Annotated in this window: 19 protein-coding genes and 1 tRNA gene; 13 read left to right on the top strand and 7 right to left on the bottom strand. The window is 30.8% G+C overall.

Going from position 1 to position 23,756, the window contains the following annotated elements:
* Positions 1–375 precede the first annotated feature (375 nt).
* Positions 376–2,037, bottom strand: a complete 1,662-nt coding sequence (thsB, locus tag ACXLDF_RS08335) for a thermosome subunit beta (RefSeq protein ID WP_457558049.1) — start codon at positions 2,035–2,037, stop codon at positions 376–378.
* Between the two features lie 287 nt (positions 2,038–2,324).
* On the opposite strand from thsB, the gene ACXLDF_RS08340 reads away from it, so the two are divergent.
* From ACXLDF_RS08340 to ACXLDF_RS08365, 6 genes are all read left to right on the top strand, one after another.
* Positions 2,325–4,337 carry an aldehyde ferredoxin oxidoreductase family protein gene (locus ACXLDF_RS08340; protein WP_457558050.1) on the top strand — a complete coding sequence of 671 codons (2,013 nt, stop codon included), beginning with the start codon at positions 2,325–2,327 and terminating at the stop codon, positions 4,335–4,337.
* A gap of 105 nt (positions 4,338–4,442) precedes the next feature.
* Positions 4,443–4,715, top strand: a complete 273-nt coding sequence (locus ACXLDF_RS08345) for a MoaD/ThiS family protein (protein ID WP_457558051.1) — start codon at positions 4,443–4,445, stop codon at positions 4,713–4,715.
* Between the two features lie 384 nt (positions 4,716–5,099).
* Positions 5,100–6,557: a sensor histidine kinase gene (locus ACXLDF_RS08350; RefSeq protein WP_457558052.1), complete on the top strand. Its 1,458-nt coding sequence runs from the start codon at positions 5,100–5,102 to the stop codon at positions 6,555–6,557.
* Between the two features lie 83 nt (positions 6,558–6,640).
* Positions 6,641–6,913: a response regulator gene (locus tag ACXLDF_RS08355; protein ID WP_457558053.1), complete on the top strand. Its 273-nt coding sequence runs from the start codon at positions 6,641–6,643 to the stop codon at positions 6,911–6,913.
* 449 nt (positions 6,914–7,362) lie between these two features.
* The gene (locus ACXLDF_RS08360) at positions 7,363–8,583 is read left to right on the top strand and encodes a glycosyltransferase family 4 protein (protein WP_457558054.1); all 1,221 of its coding nucleotides are present in this window, start codon (positions 7,363–7,365) and stop codon (positions 8,581–8,583) included.
* A 384-nt stretch (positions 8,584–8,967) separates the two neighbouring features.
* Positions 8,968–9,480 (top strand): hypothetical protein, encoded by a 513-nt coding sequence (locus ACXLDF_RS08365; protein WP_457558055.1) that lies wholly within the window; start codon positions 8,968–8,970, stop codon positions 9,478–9,480.
* A gap of 14 nt (positions 9,481–9,494) precedes the next feature.
* On the opposite strand, the gene ACXLDF_RS08370 is transcribed toward ACXLDF_RS08365, so the two are convergent.
* Positions 9,495–9,878: a hypothetical protein gene (locus ACXLDF_RS08370; protein ID WP_457558056.1), complete on the bottom strand. Its 384-nt coding sequence runs from the start codon at positions 9,876–9,878 to the stop codon at positions 9,495–9,497.
* 357 nt (positions 9,879–10,235) lie between these two features.
* Between ACXLDF_RS08370 and ACXLDF_RS08375 the strand changes: the two genes are divergently transcribed.
* The 3 genes from ACXLDF_RS08375 to ACXLDF_RS08385 all read left to right on the top strand — a co-directional run bounded on the left by ACXLDF_RS08375 (position 10,236) and on the right by ACXLDF_RS08385 (position 16,215).
* On the top strand, positions 10,236–11,873 hold the full coding sequence (locus ACXLDF_RS08375) for a tryptophanase (RefSeq protein ID WP_457558057.1): 1,638 nt from the start codon (positions 10,236–10,238) through the stop codon (positions 11,871–11,873).
* 121 nt (positions 11,874–11,994) lie between these two features.
* Positions 11,995–12,705: an ArsR family transcriptional regulator gene (locus ACXLDF_RS08380; protein ID WP_457558058.1), complete on the top strand. Its 711-nt coding sequence runs from the start codon at positions 11,995–11,997 to the stop codon at positions 12,703–12,705.
* Between the two features lie 102 nt (positions 12,706–12,807).
* On the top strand, positions 12,808–16,215 hold the full coding sequence (locus ACXLDF_RS08385; RefSeq protein ID WP_457558059.1) for a type ISP restriction/modification enzyme: 3,408 nt from the start codon (positions 12,808–12,810) through the stop codon (positions 16,213–16,215).
* A gap of 11 nt (positions 16,216–16,226) precedes the next feature.
* Here ACXLDF_RS08385 and ACXLDF_RS08390 read toward each other — a convergent pair whose 3' ends face one another.
* Together ACXLDF_RS08390 and ACXLDF_RS08395 are read right to left on the bottom strand one after the other, a co-directional pair.
* Positions 16,227–17,237 (bottom strand): ROK family protein, encoded by a 1,011-nt coding sequence (locus ACXLDF_RS08390; RefSeq protein WP_457558060.1) that lies wholly within the window; start codon positions 17,235–17,237, stop codon positions 16,227–16,229.
* A 13-nt stretch (positions 17,238–17,250) separates the two neighbouring features.
* Positions 17,251–17,952 carry a hypothetical protein gene (locus ACXLDF_RS08395; protein WP_457558061.1) on the bottom strand — a complete coding sequence of 234 codons (702 nt, stop codon included), beginning with the start codon at positions 17,950–17,952 and terminating at the stop codon, positions 17,251–17,253.
* A gap of 85 nt (positions 17,953–18,037) precedes the next feature.
* On the opposite strand from ACXLDF_RS08395, the gene ACXLDF_RS08400 reads away from it, so the two are divergent.
* Positions 18,038–18,658: an HD domain-containing protein gene (locus tag ACXLDF_RS08400; protein WP_457558062.1), complete on the top strand. Its 621-nt coding sequence runs from the start codon at positions 18,038–18,040 to the stop codon at positions 18,656–18,658.
* Positions 18,659–18,662: 4 nt separating this feature from the next.
* Here ACXLDF_RS08400 and ACXLDF_RS08405 read toward each other — a convergent pair whose 3' ends face one another.
* Entirely contained in the window at positions 18,663–19,100 is a 438-nt protein-coding gene (locus ACXLDF_RS08405) for an NUDIX domain-containing protein (RefSeq protein WP_457558063.1), read from the bottom strand.
* Positions 19,101–19,398: 298 nt separating this feature from the next.
* Complete coding sequence (gene cyaB / locus ACXLDF_RS08410; protein WP_457558064.1) at positions 19,399–20,043, bottom strand: class IV adenylate cyclase; 645 nt, start codon at positions 20,041–20,043, stop codon at positions 19,399–19,401.
* A gap of 107 nt (positions 20,044–20,150) precedes the next feature.
* Here cyaB and ACXLDF_RS08415 point away from each other — a divergent pair.
* Positions 20,151–20,223 (top strand) — tRNA-Gln (locus ACXLDF_RS08415).
* A 121-nt stretch (positions 20,224–20,344) separates the two neighbouring features.
* Complete coding sequence (locus ACXLDF_RS08420; RefSeq protein WP_457558065.1) at positions 20,345–21,556, top strand: DUF1015 domain-containing protein; 1,212 nt, start codon at positions 20,345–20,347, stop codon at positions 21,554–21,556.
* A 185-nt stretch (positions 21,557–21,741) separates the two neighbouring features.
* On the opposite strand, the gene ACXLDF_RS08425 is transcribed toward ACXLDF_RS08420, so the two are convergent.
* Complete coding sequence (locus ACXLDF_RS08425; protein ID WP_457558066.1) at positions 21,742–22,347, bottom strand: hypothetical protein; 606 nt, start codon at positions 22,345–22,347, stop codon at positions 21,742–21,744.
* A gap of 324 nt (positions 22,348–22,671) precedes the next feature.
* On the opposite strand from ACXLDF_RS08425, the gene ACXLDF_RS08430 reads away from it, so the two are divergent.
* Complete coding sequence (locus ACXLDF_RS08430) at positions 22,672–23,751, top strand: hypothetical protein (protein ID WP_457558067.1); 1,080 nt, start codon at positions 22,672–22,674, stop codon at positions 23,749–23,751.
* Positions 23,752–23,756: the final 5 nt, after the last annotated feature.

The raw sequence follows: 23,756 nt of genomic DNA on the forward strand, positions 1-23,756 counted from the left end.
CTCATTTACTACAATCTCATTAAGCTGAGAAAATAATTAATTCTTTCATTTTAGCTAAATAATTATCTAGGTAGCATAATTTAAAAATTATAAAAATTTACATACATTTTAATTTAGATAATGCCATTAAGCTAAAAAGATAAGGAATTTTCACAAACACTTTAATTACATCCGTCTAGATAATTCTATTGTCTAAATCACAAATGTTTTATCAAGTTCATTGGGATTATTGTCAGGAAACTTAGGCAAAAAGAAAGTCATTATAATATTTATCCACATTATAAATGAATAATAATATGAAATATAAAAATAAAAAAGAAAAGAAAAGAGATAAGAGATCATAAGTAAAAAATAAAATTTGAAAAAGAAAAAACCTTACATCATACCAGGAGGCATTCCACCCATGCCACCCATTCCGCCCATACCACCAGGTGCTCCACCAGCAGGCCCTTCAGATCTAGCACCGGCAATTATATCATCGATTCGTAATATCATTTGAGCACTTTCTGAAGCGGATTTAATAGCTTGCTTTTTCACAGCAACAGGTTCAATGACATCAATTTTTGTCATATCATCTTCAACTTTCATATCATCTAGGTTTAAACCTGCATATTTCTTACCTTCTCCATGAGCTGCTCGAATTTTCATAAGCATTTCAATTTGATCTAAACCTGCATTTTCAGCCAATGTCTTCGGAATAATATCCATTGAATCAGCAAAAACTTCAACAGCCAATTGCTCACGACCTTCTAAGGTTTCAGCAAATTTTCGCAATCCTTTTGCCACTTCGGCTTCAGGTGCACCGCCTCCACCTAAAATGCTTGGTTCTTCAATGCAGTCTTTAACCACAGAAAGGGCATCATGAATAGAACGCTCCGTTTCATCCACAATCAAATCAGTTCCGCCTCGAATGAAAATAACAACAGATTTAGGATGCTTGCACTGTTCGATAAATACCCAATTTTCGTTCATGACTTTTCGTTCTTCAACTAATCCTGCAAATCCAAGACCATCAGCAGACATATCATCTAAATTAGAATATATTACACCACCTGTTGCTTTAGATAACTTTTCTAAATCAGATTTTTTAACTCGTCGAACTGCAGCAATTCCTTTCTTCACTAAGAAATGTTGTGCCATGTCATCAATACCTTTCTGACAAATAACCACATTTGCTCCTGTAGCTGCAATTTTATCAACTAAATCTTGAAGCATCTGTTGTTCTTGGTCTAAAAAGGCATTTATTTGTTCAGGACTTGTAATTTGAAGTTTTGCATCAAATTCGGTCTTTTCGACTTCCACAGCGGCAGAAATTAAAAGAATCTTGGCATTTTCTAGCCTTTTAGGCATTCCTGAATTCACAATTTCTTTATCTAATATAATTCCTGAGATAAATTTAGTCTCTTCAATAGAATCGCCTTCTTTCTTTTGAATCTGAATTCGATCTAAATCAACTGTATTTATCCCTTCAACTTCTTCACGAACAGCCAAACAAGCATTTACAACAATATCTGCAATTAAATCGTCGTATTCATGAATAATTTTTGAACTCATTGAAGTTTTTGCCGCTTTCTTTAACATATCTTTATCTGTTGGAGAGATCTTTGTAGCCATTCCATCTAATATTTCAAGTGCTTTATTAGCCGCTTTTCGAAAACCCTCAGTAATCACAGTAGGATGAATCTTTTGATCAAGCAATTTCTCTGCCCGTTTCAACAATTCACCTGCTAATATCACAGAAGTTGTAGTACCATCACCAGTTTCTTCATCTTGAGTTTTCGCGACTTCCACCATCATTTTAGCTGCTGGATGTTCAACTGAAATTTCTTTTAAAATAGTTGCACCATCATTGGTAATTGTCACATCACCGAACTGATCAATTAACATTTTGTCCATTCCTCTTGGACCGAGTGATGAACGAACAGCTTCAGCGATGGTTTTGGCGGCGAGTATATTATTACGGGACGCATCTTTACCACTTGTGCGTTCCGATCCTTCTTTTAAAATAAGTACTGGAGTTCCTCCGAGTTGAGACATATTTTTTACCTCTAAACAAATTTATGGATCTGAGGAAGTCTAAGTCACCAAAAATTTTAAACTTTATTTCTTGGATCAAAATTTGCCTTCATTAATGAAGTATTAGAAAAACATTATGAAAAAATAAATTCATCATGATATGAAATTAAAATTTGTTTGTATGGGAAAAAGCGATGATAAATAGAAAGCTTTTATACAATGCTAAAACAAAGAATAGAATAGATCGATAATCTGACTGTTTTGGAAAATAGTAGAATAATCAAAATATTCCAATTAGTTGGAGATTTATGAAGGAAGAATCAAAAATGGTCGAGAAATTTGGATATTTTGGGAAAATTTTGTGGATAAATTTAAGTACACATGAAATAATTGAACGTGAAATTCCAGAAGAGTGGTACCACCAATATTTAGGTGGATATGGTTTAGCTGTACGTATTCTCTTTGAAGAAATCCCAGTTGATGCTGATCCACTAGGACCTGATAATATATTGGCATTTATGCCAGGATTACTTACAGGAACCACCACACCCTTTACAGGCCGTTATATGGTTTGTGGTAAAAGTCCATTATCAGGTGGTTGGGGTGATTCAAATAGCGGAGGGACTTTTGGACCTGAAATTAAAAAATGTGGATATGATGGGATTATTTTTGTTGGAAAAAGTGAAGAACCAGTTTATCTCTTGGTAAAAGAAGGAAAAGCAGTAATTAAGGATGCTTCGTCTTTATGGGGAAAAGACGCTATAGAAACTGACGACTTTTTAAAAAATAAATATGGAAATAGAATCCGGGTTGCAGCTATTGGTATGGCAGGGGAAAATTTAATTCGAAATGCAGGAATAGTAAACGATAAAGGGCGTATTGCTGCGCGTTCGGGATTAGGAGCAGTAATGGGATCGAAAAAATTAAAAGCAGTTGCCTTGATTGGCCATACCAAATATCCTTATAAGAATATGAAATCTGTAATTCAAATGACTAAAGAATACAAAGATAAAATGAAATTTAAGGATTTAATGTCGCGCGTGATGATGAAATTTAATAACATCCTACCAGGGATGATGCGCATGATTAAAATGGATCTCTTTTTGACAGAAGGGATGCAGGTAACCATGATGTCAAAATATGGAACAGGTTTAAGTACCGCAATTTCTTCAGAAGTGGGAGATGCACCTGTGAAAAACTGGAATGGTGTGGGTTATATTGATTTTCCTCAAAAGAAGGTTAGAAATCTTACTGCCCAAAATCTTGAACAATGGAAAGTGAAACCTTATGGATGTTTCTCGTGTCCACTAAGATGTGGAGCCATTCTATCAGTGCCTGAATTAGATTTGAAAGAAACCCATCGTCCAGAATATGAAACAGCCACAGCATTTGGGGCTTTAATTTTAAATGATGATGTAAATACTCTGCTTAAGGTGAATGAATATTTAAATCGAGCAGGATATGATTCAATTTCAGCTGGTGGTGTTGTTGCTTTTGCGATTGAGTGTTTTGAAAACGGAATTATAACAAAAGAAGATACGGGAGGCCTTGAGATTGGATGGGGTAACTCTGAAAGTATTATGCCATTACTTGAAATGATTGTAAAGCGCGAGCATATTGGAAAAATTTTAGCCGATGGAGTTAAAATTGCTGCAGAAAAAATTGGAAAAGGTGCAGAAAAATTTGCAGTTCATGCAAATGGTCAAGAATTACCGATGCATGACAGCAAATTCGGTCCAAGTTTAGCCACCACATATGTATCTGACCCTACTCCAGGAAGACATACTGCTGCAAGTATTGATTTTATGGAGGTAGGCCCTATTGGGAAATTTATTAAAGGTCTTAAAATACCAAAATCAAAAAAGCATAAGTACGATTCAAAAGGTCCTGCTCAAGCATTCATGGCAAAAATACACCAAACGGTTAATGCTCTTGGATTCTGTAATTTTGCGACATGGTCCGGTAATATTCGATTGCTTGATTTTATTTTCCAGGCAACGGGTATACAGTTGACAAATAATGATTTGATCAAAATTGGATATCGCATTCAGACTCTACGGCAAGCATTTAATGCTAAACATGGTGCAATTCAACACCAAATTAATACTCGTGCACTAGGAATTCCACCAATGGAAAAAGGCCCTCTAAAAGGAATAAAGTTAGATATTAAAACCATGGTAAGGGATTATTATGAATCAATGAGTTGGGATCCTGAAACGGGAGTTCCAACCATTTCTGCTTTAGAACAGCTTGAATTAGATTTTGCAAAAAATTCACTAAAGTTAAATACTAAGAACACAACTATAGTAATGTTACCTTAACACTAAAATACAACTGGAAAGATTTAGATTTTTTTGAGTATTTTTCAATAATTTCTTTATTCAAATCATATAAAAAGAAAAAATAAATGTGTTATGTAAAAAAAAATGAAAATCATTGTGAATTTAGCTGGAAATTTCGGATTAAAAAGTATTAATTCAGAAGTGTCAATAGAATTAAAGAAAAATGCAAATGTGGAAGAATTATTAAAAGCATTACACCGACTGTTAAAAATAAAAATTTTTTCTGTTAACGGGATGAAATCAAATTTTATTGTTGTTATGATTAATGGAGAGAGAATTGCCCCAAAATTCGCTAAAAACCGAAATATTTGCGAATCAGACTATATCAGCATTGTTCAACCAATTCAAGGAGGTTAAAAGCTTTTTAATCATAACATTAAATAGAAATTTGTTAGGATTATTTATTTACAAAAGAGAAATCAGCGATGAGATTTTTAAGTTAATAGCTTATATTTGATTCAAAAAAAAAAAAAAAATTGCTTTGGAATAGCGAATAAGTTTTTTATAAGATTTTTGGGTATTATTTAAAATTAAAGAAGAAATCAGAACCAAAAATAATTAACTTTTTTCAATAAGTTCCTTATTAAATCTTTACTAAAAACAATATAAATGTATATAATTTAAATAACCAAATTATTATTAGTATTATTAAATATTTACTCATTTTTTTTAATAATTATTTTTTTTTTAATTTCACATTTGAAAGATCGATTATAAAAAGTTAAGATATAAATTGATTATATGGATGATATTGAGCAAGATTCAATTATAAGTAAATTTCAACATCAATTAATAATATGGATTTGTATAATATCTTTTGTACTATCTTCTGTATTCTTCATAATTGGTCTATTCAAACCAGCAAATTATCAGATCGGAGTTATTTTTCAATTAATATTTATAGTTATTACTCTAATATTAGTGTATTTTAAGAAATATAATATTGCATCAAGCTTTTTTATTATTGCAGCTATAGGAATCCTTATTTATCAATCATATTCACAAAACTCTGCAATGGTGTTTAGTGCAATCGGAATATTTTTAATCATTTCAAGCCTATTAAAAGATTTTTGGTTTACTACAGTTGCTTTTATAATTTCATTAGTGGCAATGGGGATTCTACTTTATTTAAGAGTATTTACTTTCTCCCAGAATTTCGATCCAGTAACAAATATTCCATTAGTAAATAATATTCAAATAGCGTTACCACTACTTTTTGTTTCATATGTGTATTCATATATCAATACTAAAATAATATTGAGGAAAATTGAAGAAGTCAATAAAAAGAATAAAGAAATCCAAAAAACACAAGATTTACTAATATCTCAAGCAAGAATTGAATCAATTCGATTGTTGGCAGGAGGATTTGCACATGATTTCAATAATCTTTTAACAGGAATTTTGGGAAATATAAGTCTTGGATTAAATGATGAAAATTTAAGTGAAACAACGCGATCTTGCTTAGAAGATGCTCAACAAGCATCAATTCAAACAAGAAATTTGGTGCAACAATTGTTTACATTTTCAAAAGATCATAAACCTTCAATTTCCCACAATAATAATTTTGCTGAATTACTTGAAAACACCATAAAAATAAGTTTAGTAGGAAGAAAATCCCAAGCAATAACACAAATAGATAAAGATCTCTTTGGCTTCAATGGTGATCCAGTAAAAATAAGTCAGGTAATTCAAAATTTTTTAATTAACGCGGATCAATCAATGGAAGGAGGAAAAACAATAAAAATAAATGCCAGAAATAAGACTTTAGAGGAAGAAAATAAATATAATCTACCACCGGGCGATTATATTTACTTAGAGGTTATTGATCAAGGAATTGGAATTCGTAAAGAAAATTATAATAAGCTTTTCCAACCATTTTTTACCACAAAAGAGAACGGAACTGGATTAGGGTTAGCAATTTCTAAAATTATCATCGAAAATCACAAAGGTTATTTAAATTTTAAATCAGAAATAAATAAAGGTAGTACGTTTTATTTTCTTTTACCTGGTATTCCTCTTAAATCTACAGAAATAGATAAAAATTCGTCAACACAAATTTATTCTTCAGCACTAGGATTAATTTTGGATGATAATCGTAATGTTTTAAAGGTTTTAGAATATTTATTAGCAGATTATGGAATTAAAGCAATTGGAGTCTCTGAAAGTACAAGTTTTATTAATATTTTAAAAAAAACATGACCTTTCACATTAATCTTCACCATCTAAATGAGTGATATTATGTCAGAGTGCTAGATGAGGGAGAAAGATTATCGTGAAACTTCATGAAAAAAATGAAGAATAATAATGAATTACCTGATTTGATTGTAGTAGATTTGACCTTACCAGGAGATAAAGATGGAAAAGATCTAATTTTGGAAATAAAAGAAATCGCCCCAGATACTTATGTAATAGCTTCCAGTGGATATTCAAATGATTTTGTAATGCAGAATTTTGATGACTTTGGATTTGATAATGTTCTTAGGAAACCTTTTTCTAAACAAGAATTAGAACAAGTTTTGAAGGAATGGTACAAAAAGAAAAAGGAAAAGAAATAATTCAAAATTATTTAGGAAAAATTCTATAGAAATATCATCGTATATTAGATTTCAATATATTTCTTATTTTTACTTGCTTAATAAAAATAAAAACAATGTCTCAAATTGAATTTGATTTGCAATAATAACCAAAAATTAGTTATAAAGTAGGCAAATTAAAGATTTATGATATCAAATTCTATTATATATAAAATACAAATTAATTATATAACGCCTGTTCTCTTCTTAAATATTCAAGATTTCCACTAATAATCAATAAACTTCAAAAATTCTCTATCCCTACTATAAAATTGCATTTATTTTTTGGTTATTGAGCAATTTATTAAATCGATTAAATTTAAATAAGTAGTGATCTAGCTAATAAATAAAGAATGATTTAACTAGATATTTATTTAACGATAAGAAATGGACTATAAAAATCATTAATACCGAGAGGTGAAAAAAAGATTATGAGAGTTGCAATCTACAGCGGAACTTTTAAAAAAAATCAAGATGGAGTGGCACGAGCAACATATGAACTAGTTAACTCATTATTAGAAGGACATCACAGAATTCTTTTAGGTGCACCCCTTATCACACCACAACACCGAAGTGGATTGGAACTTGTCTTAATCCCATCTTTTCCATTTAAATTTTATCCAGATTATCGATTTGCACTTCCTTATTATAAATTTTACCGTAAACTTGATGAGTTCCAACCTGATATTATTCATATCGCAACGCCCGATCTTATGGGACTACTCACATTACTATATGCCAAACGTAGAAATATTCCAGTCATATTTATTCATCACACCGATTTTCAATCATATATGAAATATTTTCAAGTAGATTGGCTGGTAAAAACCATGTGGCCTGCAATGGTCGCTGTTTATAACAAAGCACTTAATATATTTGCTCCAACTCAGAAATATGTAGATCTTTTACAACGTAAAGGCGTTAAACATGTGGATATTTGGTCTCGTGGTATTGATCGAATGCAATTTAATCCAAAAAATCGATCAAACGAACTCAGAAAAGCATGGAATGCTGAAAATAAAAAAGTATTCTTATTTGTAGGTCGACTGGTTTGGTACAAAGGATTACGAACCTTTATGAAGATATACAAGCAATTTGAAAATCGCTTAGATAAAGATATGGCTTTTGTTTTAATAGGTGATGGCCCAATTCGAGCAACATTGCAAGCAGAAATGCCCAAAGCGATTTTTACAGGATATCTTCAAGGAAAAAAATTAGGGCAAGCTTATGCTAGCGCAGATGTCTTATTATTTCCTTCCACAACAGAAACATTTGGACAAGTAATTCAAGAAGCATTAGCAAGTGGTTTACCAGTAATAGTATCAAATAAAGGTGGATGTCAAGAAATTGTTAATCAATCAAAAGGAGGCATTATTGTTCCATGGAAAAATCTTTCTCTCTGGAAAGAAGCATGTGAAGTTATGTTATTTGATGATAAACAATATTATAAATATCGTGAATCTGGCTTAAAATATGCAGAATCACGAAATTGGAAGAAATTGAATGAACAATTAATTCAAAAATACCAAAATTACGCATTTCTCTGGAATCAAAAGCAAAGGTTTAATTATCCCGTTCCAATTCAAGAAAAAATCGATTTTATTCGATGTGTTGCAGAAGATTTCTCCAGGTGGAGTTTCTCGAGGATTTAATGCCAAACAATCTTCTTTTTATTTATTTTTTTATTTAAAAATTCTTGCAAATCATGTTGTTTTATTTAAATCTTGACTCTTATGTTGATTTTTCGATAATAATCCTACGCATGTTTTATTATCATAACTGTACAACCCCCGAATTCAAGATTGGCAAATAAGAATTTAAAATACAAGCACCACTTAATTAAGGTATTTAAAAATTAAAGTATATTTTCTATCGAATTTTTTGAAAAATTAGTTTCAACACAAAAAAAATAACAAATTTAAGAGTTGAGTGGGGATATTCTCAAAGATTTCTAAAAATACGATCAATATATAAAAGACAAGATAATCTCATTTACCAAAATATATTTATGAGCACCAGTTCCATTTTATATTAAGATGCCATTCTTTGGAAAGTTAGGAACTTTTGGATTTGCTTCTATTTCACAATATACATTTAAATGGATAATTGATCATTTTCCAGATGGTAATACAATGTTAGAATTAGGTTCTGGAAATGTCACAAAAGAATTTACTAATCATTATACTGTTTATTCGATTGAACATAATCCAAATTGGATTGGAAAATTCCCCACTCACTATATTTTTGCTCCAATTAAAGATTATGGCGACTATAAATGGTACGACATTCAAAAAATCCGAGAACAATTACCAGATCATTATGATTTCATTTTAGTTGATGGTCCACCAAAAAAAATTGGACGTGATGGCTTTCTTCATAATCTACATCTTTTTAATACTAAAGTTCCAATGATTTTTGATGATGTAAATCGAGAGGGTGAATTTGAATTAATTCAAAAAGTAGCAACAAAATTGCAATATCCTTATAAGATTATAAAGCATGGTGTTAGGAAGAAAATTGGGATTATTTCATATAAAGAAATTGAATAATGATAATAAAAACATTATTCTCTGGTGAATTTTTTCTTTAAATCAATCAAAGAATTGGATTTTGGGTTAATTAATTCTTCCGCTTCTCTCGATATTTTATATTTTTCTTCTAATTTGTTTTTTCGTTTAAGAAAAATAGATTCATTAATAGATTCATAAGAAATATCTAATGAAAATTTGCGAGAGAGAGGAGAAATTTCTCGATTAATAGATGATTTCATCTTAAAAAGTGGATTTCTATTGAGATCAATCCGAGAAAGATATTTTTCTTTGTAGGGAACTGGCATTGGAATTTCACGAGGTGCAGGATGAATTAACTGAATAGGAGGTTTAATTCCTGTATTTTTTACACAGTGGGGACAATTTTCAATAGGTAATCCATGGATACAAAAATTCATAGCGTCTCATATTAAAAAAGAATTCAAAACATTTAATTTTCTCCATTAGATATCATTTGATAATAATTCATTCACTAAAGATGATTTTGATGCATTTGGTATTGTGAAATCAGTTAATTTTGCTATAATCTATGAAAATATCACTAATTATAGATATTGGACGAAATTATAATATATTATGCTTGTATCTTGAATTTCCTCCAATGTGAGAAGAATAATCACAATTTTCGCAAATAGTTAAATATTCTCAAATCTAAGAATAATTATAATAGTTTAGGTGCGAATAAGTTTAGGCTGTATCTCTTTTTCTATTTATTTATCATTTAAAGCTTATTACAGTAAAGTTGTGAACAAAACATGGAAAATTCAAAAAAAATTAAATCATTGAATGATCTAAGAACACCCAGACCTTCTCATAAAGCATATGTTGTAAGGAATTATAAAACAGTAAGCAGACAGCAGAGGGAACGCGTATTAAAAGAAACGGAATATAATATGTTTTCATTTCCTGCAGATCTATTATACTTGGATTATTTGTCTGATAGCGGAACCACTTCTATGACAGATTTGCAGTGGGCGGCATTGTTTTTGGGAGATGAATCATATGGAAGAAATCGAGGCTATTATGTATTACTGGAAGCCTTTCGAGATACATTTGAACGGGGAGATAATCCTGTCAAACCAATTGATTTGATTATGAAAGGCGAAGATGATGTAGAAGTTCTTATGGATGAATTATATCTTAAAAGTTATCAAGGTGGATTTGTTAATGGAGGAAAATTTCAATTAATGCGCCCGAATACCTTCATTTGTCCACAAGGAAGAGTTGCTGAACATCTTCTTTTTTCAACTCTTGCAGAAATATTGCATGAAATTAATCCTACAAAACATTATGCCATTCCCAATAATGGCCATTTTGATACAACTGGAGCTAATATTAGGGCAGTTCAGATAGATCCAATTAATGTTTTCGATAAAAAATCGGTATTAGAAGAATTTCCAGTTTCAGATTTATCAAAAACAAATCCTTTCAAGGGAAATATGGATATCGAACAATTGGAATCAATCATTCAAGAACGGGGTGTTGATAGTATTCCTTTGATCTATTTAACTTTAACTAACAATTCAGTAGCAGGGCAACCAGTATCAATGGCAAATATTAAAGCTGTGAAAAACATTGCAGACAAATACGGCATCCCTCTATTCTTCGACGCTTGTAGGTTCGCTGAAAATGCATATTTCATTCGAGAATTTGAAAAAGGTTATACTGACAAATCAATTAGAACGGTCATTAAAGAGATGTTTTCTTATGCTGATGGTTTTACAATCAGCTTGAAAAAAGACGGCCTTGCAAACATGGGTGGTGCCTTATTTCTTAGAGATAATGGTGTTTTTGTCCAAAAATATTCCATTAATGGTAAAAACGTAGGAATTCGAATAAAGGAAAAACAAATAGTCACTATTGGTAATGATTCTTATGGTGCTTTAAGTGGGCGAGATATAATGGCTTTAGCTATGGGTTTGTATGAAATCGTTAAAGAATCATATTTACGTGGTCGCATTGAGCAAACACGTTATTTTGCAGCAGAATTAGCTAAGCAGAAGGTTCCTGTAATTCTTCCTCCTGGTGGTCATGCAATCTACATTGATATGGATAGATTTTTAGAAGGGACTGATCTATCGACCGAAGATTTTGGAGGTGTTGGCTTTACTATTGAGTTACTACGCTATTATGGTATACGGGCTTGTGAATTAGGACCTTTTGCCTTTGAATGGGATCAGCGAAGTGAGGAAGAGCGAAAAGGGATTTTAAATTTAGTTCGTTTTGCAATACCTAGAAATGCTTATAGTAAAGAAGATATTGATTACACCGTAGCAGCTGTAACAGAATTATATAATAATAAGGAGTTAGTCCCAAAGGTACGAATTTCTCGTGGAAAGGAATTAAGTTTACGACATTTTCAAACAGGATTAGAACCAATATATAAAAAATAAAGTAGATATTATTAAAAAATAGCAAATTTTTTCTCTTTTTAAAATTAACTTAAATTGAATCAAAATTTCATCTATTCAACAAAATTTATAATTTAATAAAATTGCTGGAAGTCAGAAATAAATGCGATTTGAAATTAAACCAAAAACAACATATTCTAAAGATACATCATCAATTTCAAATGATAAACTTGCTATCATCAAAACATTAAACAGTAAAACCAGACTTGAAGCATTACTTCTGCTTTTTATCTATCGCAAATTAAGCTTGACTAATATCAGCGAAATCTTGCATAAATCTAAAAATACTATAATTTATCATATGCGCCTGCTAAACAAGCAAGGATTAATTACTGAATTGACTGAAAAAAAAGAGCATTCCATAAAACCCATAAAGTATTTTGTGTTACATCCTGAATTTCACAAGAAATTATACGAACCATTTGAAAAATTAGATAAATCCTCGACTGCAGATATTCTAAATTACTCTAAAACAATTTTCAAATATAACATCCTTCTATTTGAGACAATTCGAGAATTTCTTCATCAATTGGGGGAATTCTATACCCAAAACCAACAACAAATTCATTCAAGCGAAAAAGCACTTCAATTTCATCAAACACACCAAGTCCCTCGAGATTTAATTCCTCTTTCTGAACAAGCATTTCAACAGTATAGAAAGGATTATGCAGAATTAATGAAAAAAACATTATCTAATATAGATAAAGAAAAACTTGAAGATACTCACGTTATTCACCCTTATCTGGCTTTTAATACAGTAATTCCTCTAAAAACTTTATTTGAATTCCGTACATCAAAGTTAGAAAAAAAGTGAACAAATTTAGTAAATAGGAGCTTAATTAATATCATCTATATTATATGTGAATATCATTTCATTAATAAAATTCAAATAGATTGATTAAATTTGAGCTCTTCAATGGAAATTTCTGAAATAATTGTTGTTTCTCCGAAATCACTCCAACAATATGCACAAAAAACGGCCCGTAATTTAAAAAGCGGAACAGCTTCTGAAATAACTTATTATGATGACTTCAAGCAATTTTTAGTGACAATTTTCCCACCATCAAAAGGATACTTAATTCAATCAGGTTATCACATTCCAGGATCTCAAAATAAACCAGATATGACAGTTACCTTCAATGGAATTGTATTATTTCATATTGAAGCTAAAAAACCTTATACACCCATAGAAGAAATTATCGCATATAAACCTGGATCACGGCTATGCAATCAAATACAAAGATATCAAAACGAAGGAACCCAAGTTCTTTTAACCGACTTTCTTAATCTCTGGTTAGTTAAACCTCCGAAAGGCAAATCAATAAATTCGAACAAATTGGAAAGAAACAATGTTAAATTTCAATTTTCCTGCCGTCTTCTTGAAGAAAAAACATCACATGACCTTATTCCTGCTAAAAATGCCCCACAGCATCTTCAAGAATTATTAAACATCACTTGTGCGGAACACCTTCAGAGTATCTCAAATGCAAAGAAGTTAATTTATCCTTTGGCAAACATTGCGAAAAATATCAAAGAAAAAACAATTTCGCTTATCAATGCTCGAAAAACATTAAAGAAACTAACACCATCAGAGAAAAGTGCAGCAGATTATCTGTTACAAATCAAAGAAGATTTTGCCAAATCAATATTTAAAGAAGAACATGAGCCAGAAACAAAGATGTTTGCAGATCTTTTTGCTCAAACCATTGTTTATGGTGCATTTTCCGCGTGGATCAAATATTCGCAGAACCAACACAACAAGCAAAATTCTTCTTTTAATCTTCAAATAGTGGGCGATTACCTACCATTTGGAAGTTTCTTAAGGGACTTGTTTTTAAATCTGAAAAATAAGACGCCTAAAGAATTTATGTCTCTGCTGCAAGAAATGGAATTGCAATTACAAAAAACCAAGTTTACTCCCATTATTAATAATTCTGAAACCTTGATCACTACATTCTACAGCGATTTTCTTAGTTTATATGATCCAAAAACAGCAAAGGAAAGAGGTGTAGTTTACACACCTTATGAAATTGTTCACTTTATCATTGAAGGCATTGATTTTCTGTTAAAACGCTGGATGAATAAACCTATGGGGATTCTTTCATCAACAAAACATAAAATCATTCCTACTAAACATTTTTCTTCAATTTCCAGCACAAAATTAATTCAATCAAAATTAAATAAAAATAATAAAAAATTCCAAATTCCCATTGATCGTTTACGAATTTTAGATCCAGCAGCTGGAACTATGGCTTTTGCTTCAGGGTTGCTCCATGTTGCTAAAGAAAAAATATCAGAAAAATTTCCAAACCAACCAAGTCTTGCTCAGCAAGAATTTCATCATTGGGTAACAAATGAATTTTTTGAAAATGTCTATGCTTTTGAAATTTTAATGGCACCCTATGTATTAGGACATATTCGAACATATCTATCTTTAGAAAATTTGGGGTTAACATTAAATGCGGAAAATTATCCCCTTAAATCCTACTTAATGAATACTCTTATGAGTCCTCCAAAAAATAAAGCGTTAGATGAATGGATCTTCCACAATGCAGAAATTGGTAAAGAAATTAAAGAAGCTCTAAGAATTCGCGATGATAAAGAGATTTTCGTAATTATGGGCAATCCTCCTTATAATTTAAGCAGTCAAAACGATTGTAAATGGATAAATGAGAAAATAATGGATTACAAAGAGGGATTGCATGAGCGAAATAAGAAAATCCTTTCTGATGATTACGTTAAATTCATACGATTTGCACAATGGAAAATAGAAAAGGTAGGACGGGGAATTGTTGCATTTATTACAAATAGCCGTTATTTAGATGGTCAAATGTTTTCTGTTATGCGACAATCATTACAGAATACCTTCGATCATATTTACATAGTGAATTTACATGGGGATTATCGGAAAAAAGAAACAGGAAATCCATTTGATATAAAGGTAGGAGTTTGCATTGCGTTTATGGTTAGAATTGATAATCAAACACCAAAAAATGCCGCCATTCATTATATGGATGTTCCACATCCGACTAAAGAAGAAAAATTTCAAATATTAGGGAAGGGTTTTAATGAACGACAATTTAAACTACTACCACAAACACCAAAATCATATTTTATTGATATTGATACTAGTATGTTAGAGCATTATCAAAATTTTATTCCAATTGATGAAATTTTTAAAGCGCGACCAATAAGCGGCATAATGGCAGGAAAAGATCGATTGGTCATCGATTGTGATAAAGATAATCTTCATCAAAATATGCATGCTTTTTTCAATAAAGAATATTCACAATTAGATAAATGGAAAATCCGATATAATAATACTAAATCATGGCAACGTGACCGTGTATTTCAAGCAACAAATTTTCAAAGAGCGGTAAAATCCATTCGTCCCATGTTATACAGAGGTTGGGATTATCGATTTATTGTTTATGATAGATCCATTGTTGAAGGACATCGAATGGGTTATATTGATCAAATATCTCCTAAAAATCCTGCAATTACAGTAAGTAAATCTTCTCGGAAATCAAAATTTTGTACTGCTTTCATCGCTGATAAGCTTATTGAAAAATGTTATATGAGTGTAACCGATACTGCGTATGCCTTTCTATTACGATATAAGGGGAAATCAAATATAATTGTTCCTAAATTGCCATATTCAGTTAAAGGAGATGATCTTTTTTATTATATTTATGCCATCTTGCATTGTCCAATATATCGAACCAGATATGATGAACTTCTTCGTAAAGGTTTTCCACGCATCCCTATACCTCGTAAAGTAAAAATATTTGAAAATATTAGTCGTTTAGGCAAAAAATTGGCAAATCTTCATCTCTTAAAAATATCAGTAAATCCTAAACTAGAAACTGCTGATATTGAACCAAAAAAATGGTTAGTGAAAGATTTTTACTTTGATAAAAGCACACAAACACTTTATTTTGATGGAAATCCTGAAAAGAATTCAAAGAACTTAAAAAAATCAAAAGAATCTAAGAACGCGAAAAAGAATGTTAAAGGTTTCAACTCAAAAGAAATATTTAATTCAAACAACAAAAATTCTTCTATTCCTTGGATTCGACCAATAACACTTGAAATGTGGGAGTACTCCATTGGTGGAATCCCTCAAATTGCTCAATTTCTTAAAAGTCGCACATATTCCCCAATACGTAAATGGAATTCAATTCAACGATCACTTTCTTATGAAGAACTGATGTACTTATTAAAAATGATTACAGCTATTGGGCAAAGCCTCACAGTTTTACCAGAAATTGATTCGTATTATGCAAAAATGGATATAATTGAGGAAAATAAGGATAATTTGTAAGAAAAAATCTGCTAATTTTTAAGTATTCTAATTTTGTGCTTCCAAGGTTTTAAATTCTGCCACCGCTGGATAACTGATGGAGGAAAAATAAGGGATAAACCTGCCAAATCTCCTACAAAATCTTTAAGTTCTGAAGGAACAAATTTAACTCCTTCCGCAATTTGTTGAAATGAATGTTCAGAAATATAAGCAATAATCTTCGGTAATAGAATATCCTTATTTTTCATAAACACAGTTCCCCCAACAATTATTATTTCAGGATCAGTCAAGCTAATAATATCACTGAACATTATTCCCAAGTATTCAATAGTTTCATGGATCAAGGTTTTTGCTTTCGTATTTCCTTCACGGTAAAGATCAAATACTTTTTTGGTGGTCAACTCTGTTCCATCCTTAACGATTATTCCTTGTTCTTTCGCTCGTCGCAAAATCGATTTCCCAGAAGCAATACTTTCAATGCATCCATGCTGGCCACAACCGCAAAGTGGACCATCTTTTTTAACAATCAGATGTCCAACATGACCAGCATTTTTGGATTTTCCTTCTAAGAGATGACCATTTACAATAATCCCTCCACCTATACCCGTACTTATAGTGACATAAACTAAATTAGAAAATCCTTGACCCGCTCCAAAAAGATGTTCTGCTTTTACTGAACTTACGCAATCATTTGCCAATCCATATTTACATTGAAGTCCAAAATATTCTTGTAAAGGAACAAGATAGGGAATATCTTTCCAATCATTTCCATCTCCAGAAATATTTGGTGTCCAAATTCGTGTTCCACTATCAACAAATGGTCCTGCAGAACTCGTTCCGATTCCAAAGACTTCTTCTTTTTGAATTTTAAGTGTACTCATTCCTAATTCGATCATTTCAATGATCTGATTGATTAGTGTGGTTTCAGAACCTTTTTTTTGGGTTGGGTGGATAATTTTAAGTAAGAATTCAGAATCAGTAGCAAAAACTACTCGAACATTTGTCCCACCAATATCAACACCAATAAAGTACTTTCTAAACACTAATTCTACCACCTTAACTATTACGTTTTTTACGTAATCGAGCCAATTCTTTTTCTAGATCGAATAATTCATCATCAGGATTCTTATTTCCTTCATCAGAATCATTACTAGATAAGCCAGGTGCATCTGGAAGTTGATCAAATGCTAAATCTGGTTCTGTATTGTTACTTCCCTTTCTTTTTATTTCTCCAAATTCTTGGCGAATTTCACGTTCCCTTACTTCAATTGGATGTAATTTTTCAGCCAATTCTTCCTTCTTAATAAAAACTTGATATAATGAAGCAAATGGGCCATATCCGACATCCAATTCATTTAACATTTTTTGAATCTGAGGATTTCCTAAGGTTAATCGTAATTCACATAAATTTTTAAGCATATCATATCCAACTTCATCAAAATTATTCATATCCTGGGCAGTAGATAATTGAAACTGCACATCATCTAGATTAGTTCTAAATTCATCTAACTTACTTGCCCACTTTCGATACAATAGAGCGCTTCTCATCAATTTAAAAGCAGCATGTTTATCTCCATCCGCATAACGTTTTTGAGCTTTAGTATATGCTTGTTTTCCTTGAATTTCCATTCGTTTAAACTGCCCTTCTAATTGGCGATTGAAGATTTTCAAAGCCATGATGGTTTGTTGTACATTACTTGTTCCAATGCGAATATTCGAGCGAGCCAACCATTTATAAAAATTTTCCACAGAGCCCATTTTTCTCTTATATTACCTTATAGACACACACCTTTAATTTTTTCGCAAAATTGATAAGTACACGATGCACAATTCTCCCAAATATATGAATTTCTTCAAAAAAAAAAAAATTTCATCTGACCTAAAAAGCAAAATTTTCAATTTTGTTAAAAATTACTATGATTTTTCCAATGATTTACATGGATGGGGGCATATTCAAAGAGTATGGTCAAACTGCAGAAAAATTATTGCAAATCTTGATAAAAAAGAAGACGTGCAATTAGATCTTTTAGAGTTAGCAGTGTATCTCCACGATATTGGTCGAAAACAGGAGAAATTAAGTAATAAAAATCACGCACTTTTATCTGCGGATTTATCTACGCAATTTTTAACTTCACATTCAATTCCTGAACCCATTATAAATGCAATAAATCACATTATCATTAGCCATTCCTTTTCATTAGGTAAGCGCGCTCAAACATTGGAAGCACAGATCCTTTCTGATGCAGATAAACTAGATGCACTTGGATCGGTAGGAATCTACAGAGTTTGTGCATATCAAACCCTTCATGGAGGAAACATTCAATCAATTATTTCTCATTGCGATGAAAAATTGTTGATTTTAAAAGAAAAATTATATTTAGATGCTTCAAAAAAAATTGCCACACCTCTTATTAATCGAATTCGCCAATTTAAAGAAAATTTATTAGAAGAATTAAGATTCTAAAATATTAAATTTTAATGTTGATAAATTTGACTGCTTCTTTTATTGCCCATTTTTGTATATCAACATAAAGATTTTGTACGAGATGCTCTATAGGGAACCATTTTAACGTATGATCTTTTTCAATAGGGTCTGATGTTTTTGAAAATTTTTTACCTAAATAGAATCTGCATTCTGATTTGTAAGATTTTTCATTTGAATTAATAAATTGAATTCCTTGTCCAATAAAATTCCCAATTTCAATATCCCAACCTAATTCTTCATTTAACTCACGTTTTAGACATTCTTCATCAGATTCATTATTATTTTTTCCACCACCAGGTAGGAAAAGACCCTTATGCGTTTGAATAACCCCAATTTCATTATTTTTATTAAAAAAAATAATATATGCACTTTGTCTGGGGATATATCTTATTCTTTTTTTCTTTTCTCCAAAAATATTCATATTTTTCTTAATATTTTCAATAATTAAATATTTACCAAAATAATATTTTTAAAATACAGAGATAGACCTAAAAAAGCAAGCAATGTAAATGGAAGAAGCTTATATTGCTTATATTGTCAAATTTTTATTTACAATTCTCCATTTTGAACAAGAACAATTGCAACAATTGAAATATTTTTGGAATTATGTAAAAGAAAGCATTAATTCTTTTAAATTAGAATTTATTCACATTAAGATATTTCTCTATTCTACCATGTGGACAACAAATTTAAATCATTCACTTAAATTTATGAAGATATTAACCCAAATTTTCAAGGACCAACTCTAAATAAGATTGGCGTATTGAATCAAGCTCAGAAAATCCTAGTTCTTTTAAAAGTTTTACTAGTAAATTCGAAGCTTCTTGTTTTTTTTTATTATTTTCTTTTCGATTTTGTTCCAGATTAATAGATAAATCATTCTCATCTTTTTCATCAGATACCATTATTTCTGCTTCCATAAAGACACCAGGTAATTTTTCAATGTGATCGATCAATATTTCGATATGCTTATCTTGATATTGAAGGGAAAATACATCACGATGCTTTTCAACTTGACATTTCATTAAAAAACCTACTGCGGTTAATATCTCTTCCATTGATTTTTCGTTTTGCACTATACAAATAATTTCACGACGAGTTTTTATTATACCTGGTTCTTTAGGGCCTTTATATGTTAGATCAACGTTAATTTTGTTTGAAGGATTTTCTGAAAGTATTGTTTCTTCTGAAATACGAAGACGTAAAGCTTCATCTGTCATAGCAAAACTTTCTCTCGGAGGTTGAGTATCAAAATATTTATCAATATGATGTAAATGAGCCACTTGTATTGCACCTAATTTCTTCAATTTCTGTCTTAGGGCTTTTTCATCTCGTACTCTGATTTTCATTTCAACTTCTAACATATCTATCTGAATTAAGGGGTCTTGGTTCAAATTTTTTTCGTTGAAATTTCGCGCAAATTCGAAAATTTTAATTTTCATGACAAATTCTAAATAATTGATATATATCCAGCCCCTTAGTGTAGCGGCCAAGCATGCGAGGCTCTGACCCTTGCGACGTCAGTTCGAATCTGGCAGGGGCTATTAAAATATTACTTTTTTTTACATAATATTCCTTCTCTTACAAGATTTGAATTATATTTTCTTTGTTTCATTGTCTTTTGAAAATTGAAATCTTTTTGAAAGGCATTTCATTACAAGTATTATGGTCAAAATTACCCCAATTTCCCCATATTTACCCATAAACCCAGAAGAATTTTGCACAAACCCATATGATGTCATTGGGAAAGAAGAAGAATATCGATTAAAACAAAATCCTAATTCACTTATACATCTTATTCTTCCAGAGGGTGAAGGCGAAGAAATATATCAAAATGCAAAAAAAGCCTACAAGAATTTCAAAGAAAAAAAATTGATCAAAAAAGCCACACACCCAAGTATTTTTGTGTATAGACAAGAATCATCTGAATTTAGTCAAGAAGGTCTCATAATGGGTGTTGCGCTTCAAGACTATGAAAATGGAAATATTGTAAAACATGAACGCACTCGTGAAAAACCATTGAAAGATCGAACTAAACATATTGCCACTATAAATGCTGCTACTGGATTAGTGTGGAATGTTTTTCAAGCAGACACAGAGATAAAAAAACTAATTGAACAAATGAAAAAAACAACACCAAAATTCGATTTTCATATGAAAGGTTATCGCCAGTTATTATGGCAAATTACAGATGAAAAGATCATTACAAACCTGAAAGAGTTATTTGCAGATCGGAAAATATTTATTGCTGATGGTCACCATAGGGCAGCCAGTGCAGCAGAATATCGAAAAATGAAACTGGCAGAAGGTGCAGATCCAAACAGTGAACATTCATGGCAATATTTGATGACATATGTTTCTTCTGATGATCAAATTTGGATTTTACCATATAATCGGGTTATCCGAAAGCTACCAATGTCAAAAGATGAATTTATCGAGAAATTGAGGGAAGTATTCACAATTGAATTAGTAGAAAAAGCTTTTAATCCTGATAAAAAACATATAATGGCAATTTGTGTTCAAGGGCAATGGCTGAAAGCAACAGTTAAAGATCAAAACTTTACTGATCTACGAGATGCATTAGATGTTGCAATTTTGCAAGATCGAGTATTAGATCCAATTTTAGGAATAAAAGATATCCGTAACGACAAGAATATCTTTTTCGTAGGTGAAGTGAAATATTATCGAAATCCTGAATTAATGAAAACAGAATTTATTGAAAAACAAGGAAATGACGTATTCTTTAATTTGTTTGCGGTAGATATTCATGACATTGAAAAAATCGGTGGCGCAGGTGGAGTAATGCCCCCTAAAAGTACTTGGTTTGAACCAAAGTTGTTATCTGGATTGGCAATATATCCTCTTGATGAAGATTGATATTATAATTAAGCAATATTAAAAAAAAATAAAAAATTAAGGAACAATTTTACATCAGAACTTATTCGCACTGAATCCACTATTTTTTATTCTTAATTTTGTGCGAATAAGTTTCTAATGAAATTCAAAAATCATATCTATCCCATTTATTTAATTTTCTTTATTCTTTTAATAGAATTAATATCCTATTTATCATCTTTTTCTTCATTTTCAGTTTCATCAAAAGGGAAAGATTTAACAATTATTGTTATTATTGAATATTCCCAGTCATCAGAACCACTAAATTTAGTTAATAATTGATCTTGATAAGTAAGCACAGAAAAATTTGAGAAATAAGATCTCTTCATTGTCCATTCACAAAAATCAAATGTAGCAGGATTAGTATTAAAGATCTTCAAAAGAGCATTAAATACTTTAGATGTAATGATTTTTTGATCAAAATAACGGAACACTTTACTTGCAACATTATAATTAGAAGCAATTATCTCTCTTAGGCTATCTTGATCTCTGCAACTTTCTAGATCAACTTCTGTATCATGACGAAAGAGAATCTCATAATCAAATGGTAAAGAATCTTCATGTTCCAAATCTTCTTCATCAATTTCATTGTTAAGTTCTCCTATATTATCATCGTTTTGTTGTTTTAATAAAAAATACATGGCTTTAATAAATTGTTGAACATCTTCATCATCGATTTTCCACAATAAGTCGGAAGGGTTTAAATAATCAATATTCCATCCAAAGTCCGCAAGATCTATAATTTCTTCTTTTTCAATACGCATTTTTTTCATTTTAATAAGCACCTTTTCGTTCAATTGAATTTCATATATCTGAAATCTAAGTATGGTAATGGAAGGACTAAGCAACTATTTAAAAATTATAATACTATGGCAATTTTCTAAATCTTCCATTAGATTCTCTATAATGCTTGAATATTTAATGGTTTTGAAGAATGAAAAAATTTTTTTACATATGAAGAAATAATTTCTTGTAGAACAAGGCATTTTTAAAATATTATCACTTCATAATTTAATCACAAAATTATAGAGAATTATTCAGTATTTAGCTTAATCGAAAAGTTAATTGGAAAACTCACCTTTTCTTAAGTGATATAAATGGGAAAAGGAAAGTCCGTGAAAGGGTCAGCAAAAGAAAAGCATACTTCTTATCATGAAAGGACTCAAAAAAAGGACGTAAAGAGAATACGTAAGAAGGAATCCTACAGAAAGTATGATTCGGCCCAAAAAGCGGAAAACTCAATAAAGTTACAACATCAAGAGAGAGAAAAGCACCCAAAAATTCGAAAAGTAAAGGGACTTCCAAAAATTTCACCGAACCAACAAGGAAAACAAATGTATTCACATTCTCGCTCTTTTGGTTATAGAGATCCAAAAATGGGTAAAGTAAGGGCATTAATACCTGCTGAAGTAATACCACAATCTAAAAAACCTCAAAATAAAAAAGGAAATCAAAAAGTAAAAACAACGAAAAATTATCAAAGGAATCAAAAGTCTAAAAAATTCCAAAAATCAAATAAATCAAAATCTAAAAGTCAAGATATTAAATTTACAACTCTAAACACTACAAATGTGCAAATTGTAAAAAAATACTTTGAAACCATTTCCCTTTCTCTCTTTGACAATATGGCTCGTAGTGGTCAATTTGTACTTTATCAAGCAGAAGGGGAAAGATACGAGATATTTTTAATTCCTAGCGAAATAAGTCCCCTTATCAAACAGTTAAATAAAAATTTTCCATTAATCTATGCAGGAATTCCATTAGGATTTATGAAACGCCAACAAACTCGAACAAGATTTGAACGACAGTTCTTTTTATCTTATGAAGGTGGAAGATTTTTATGGAATTACATTCAAAGCGATCTTCCAGATATTAAAAATGAACTTCAATCAGTAATTCTGGATGAAGATGGCGAAAAAGCATTTTTTTATGGAAGAAATATTGAGATGGATGATGTTATTTCTGAAACTGATAAATTAGTAAAAAAGAAAATTACTTTTGTATTAGATCAGAACAAAGAATATATTGGATTAGCGCTTTTAATGGTAAAACAAGCAGGTACAGAAAAACCAGTCTTAGGAATCAAAACTCGGGATCTTTATAGTCGATCCCCTAATTTTAAACTTAATCTTTTAAATTTAAGCGATGGGGGCAAATATTTAAGAAAGGGAAGTTGATTAAA

The sequence above is a fragment of the Candidatus Harpocratesius sp. genome (assembly GCF_054039255.1).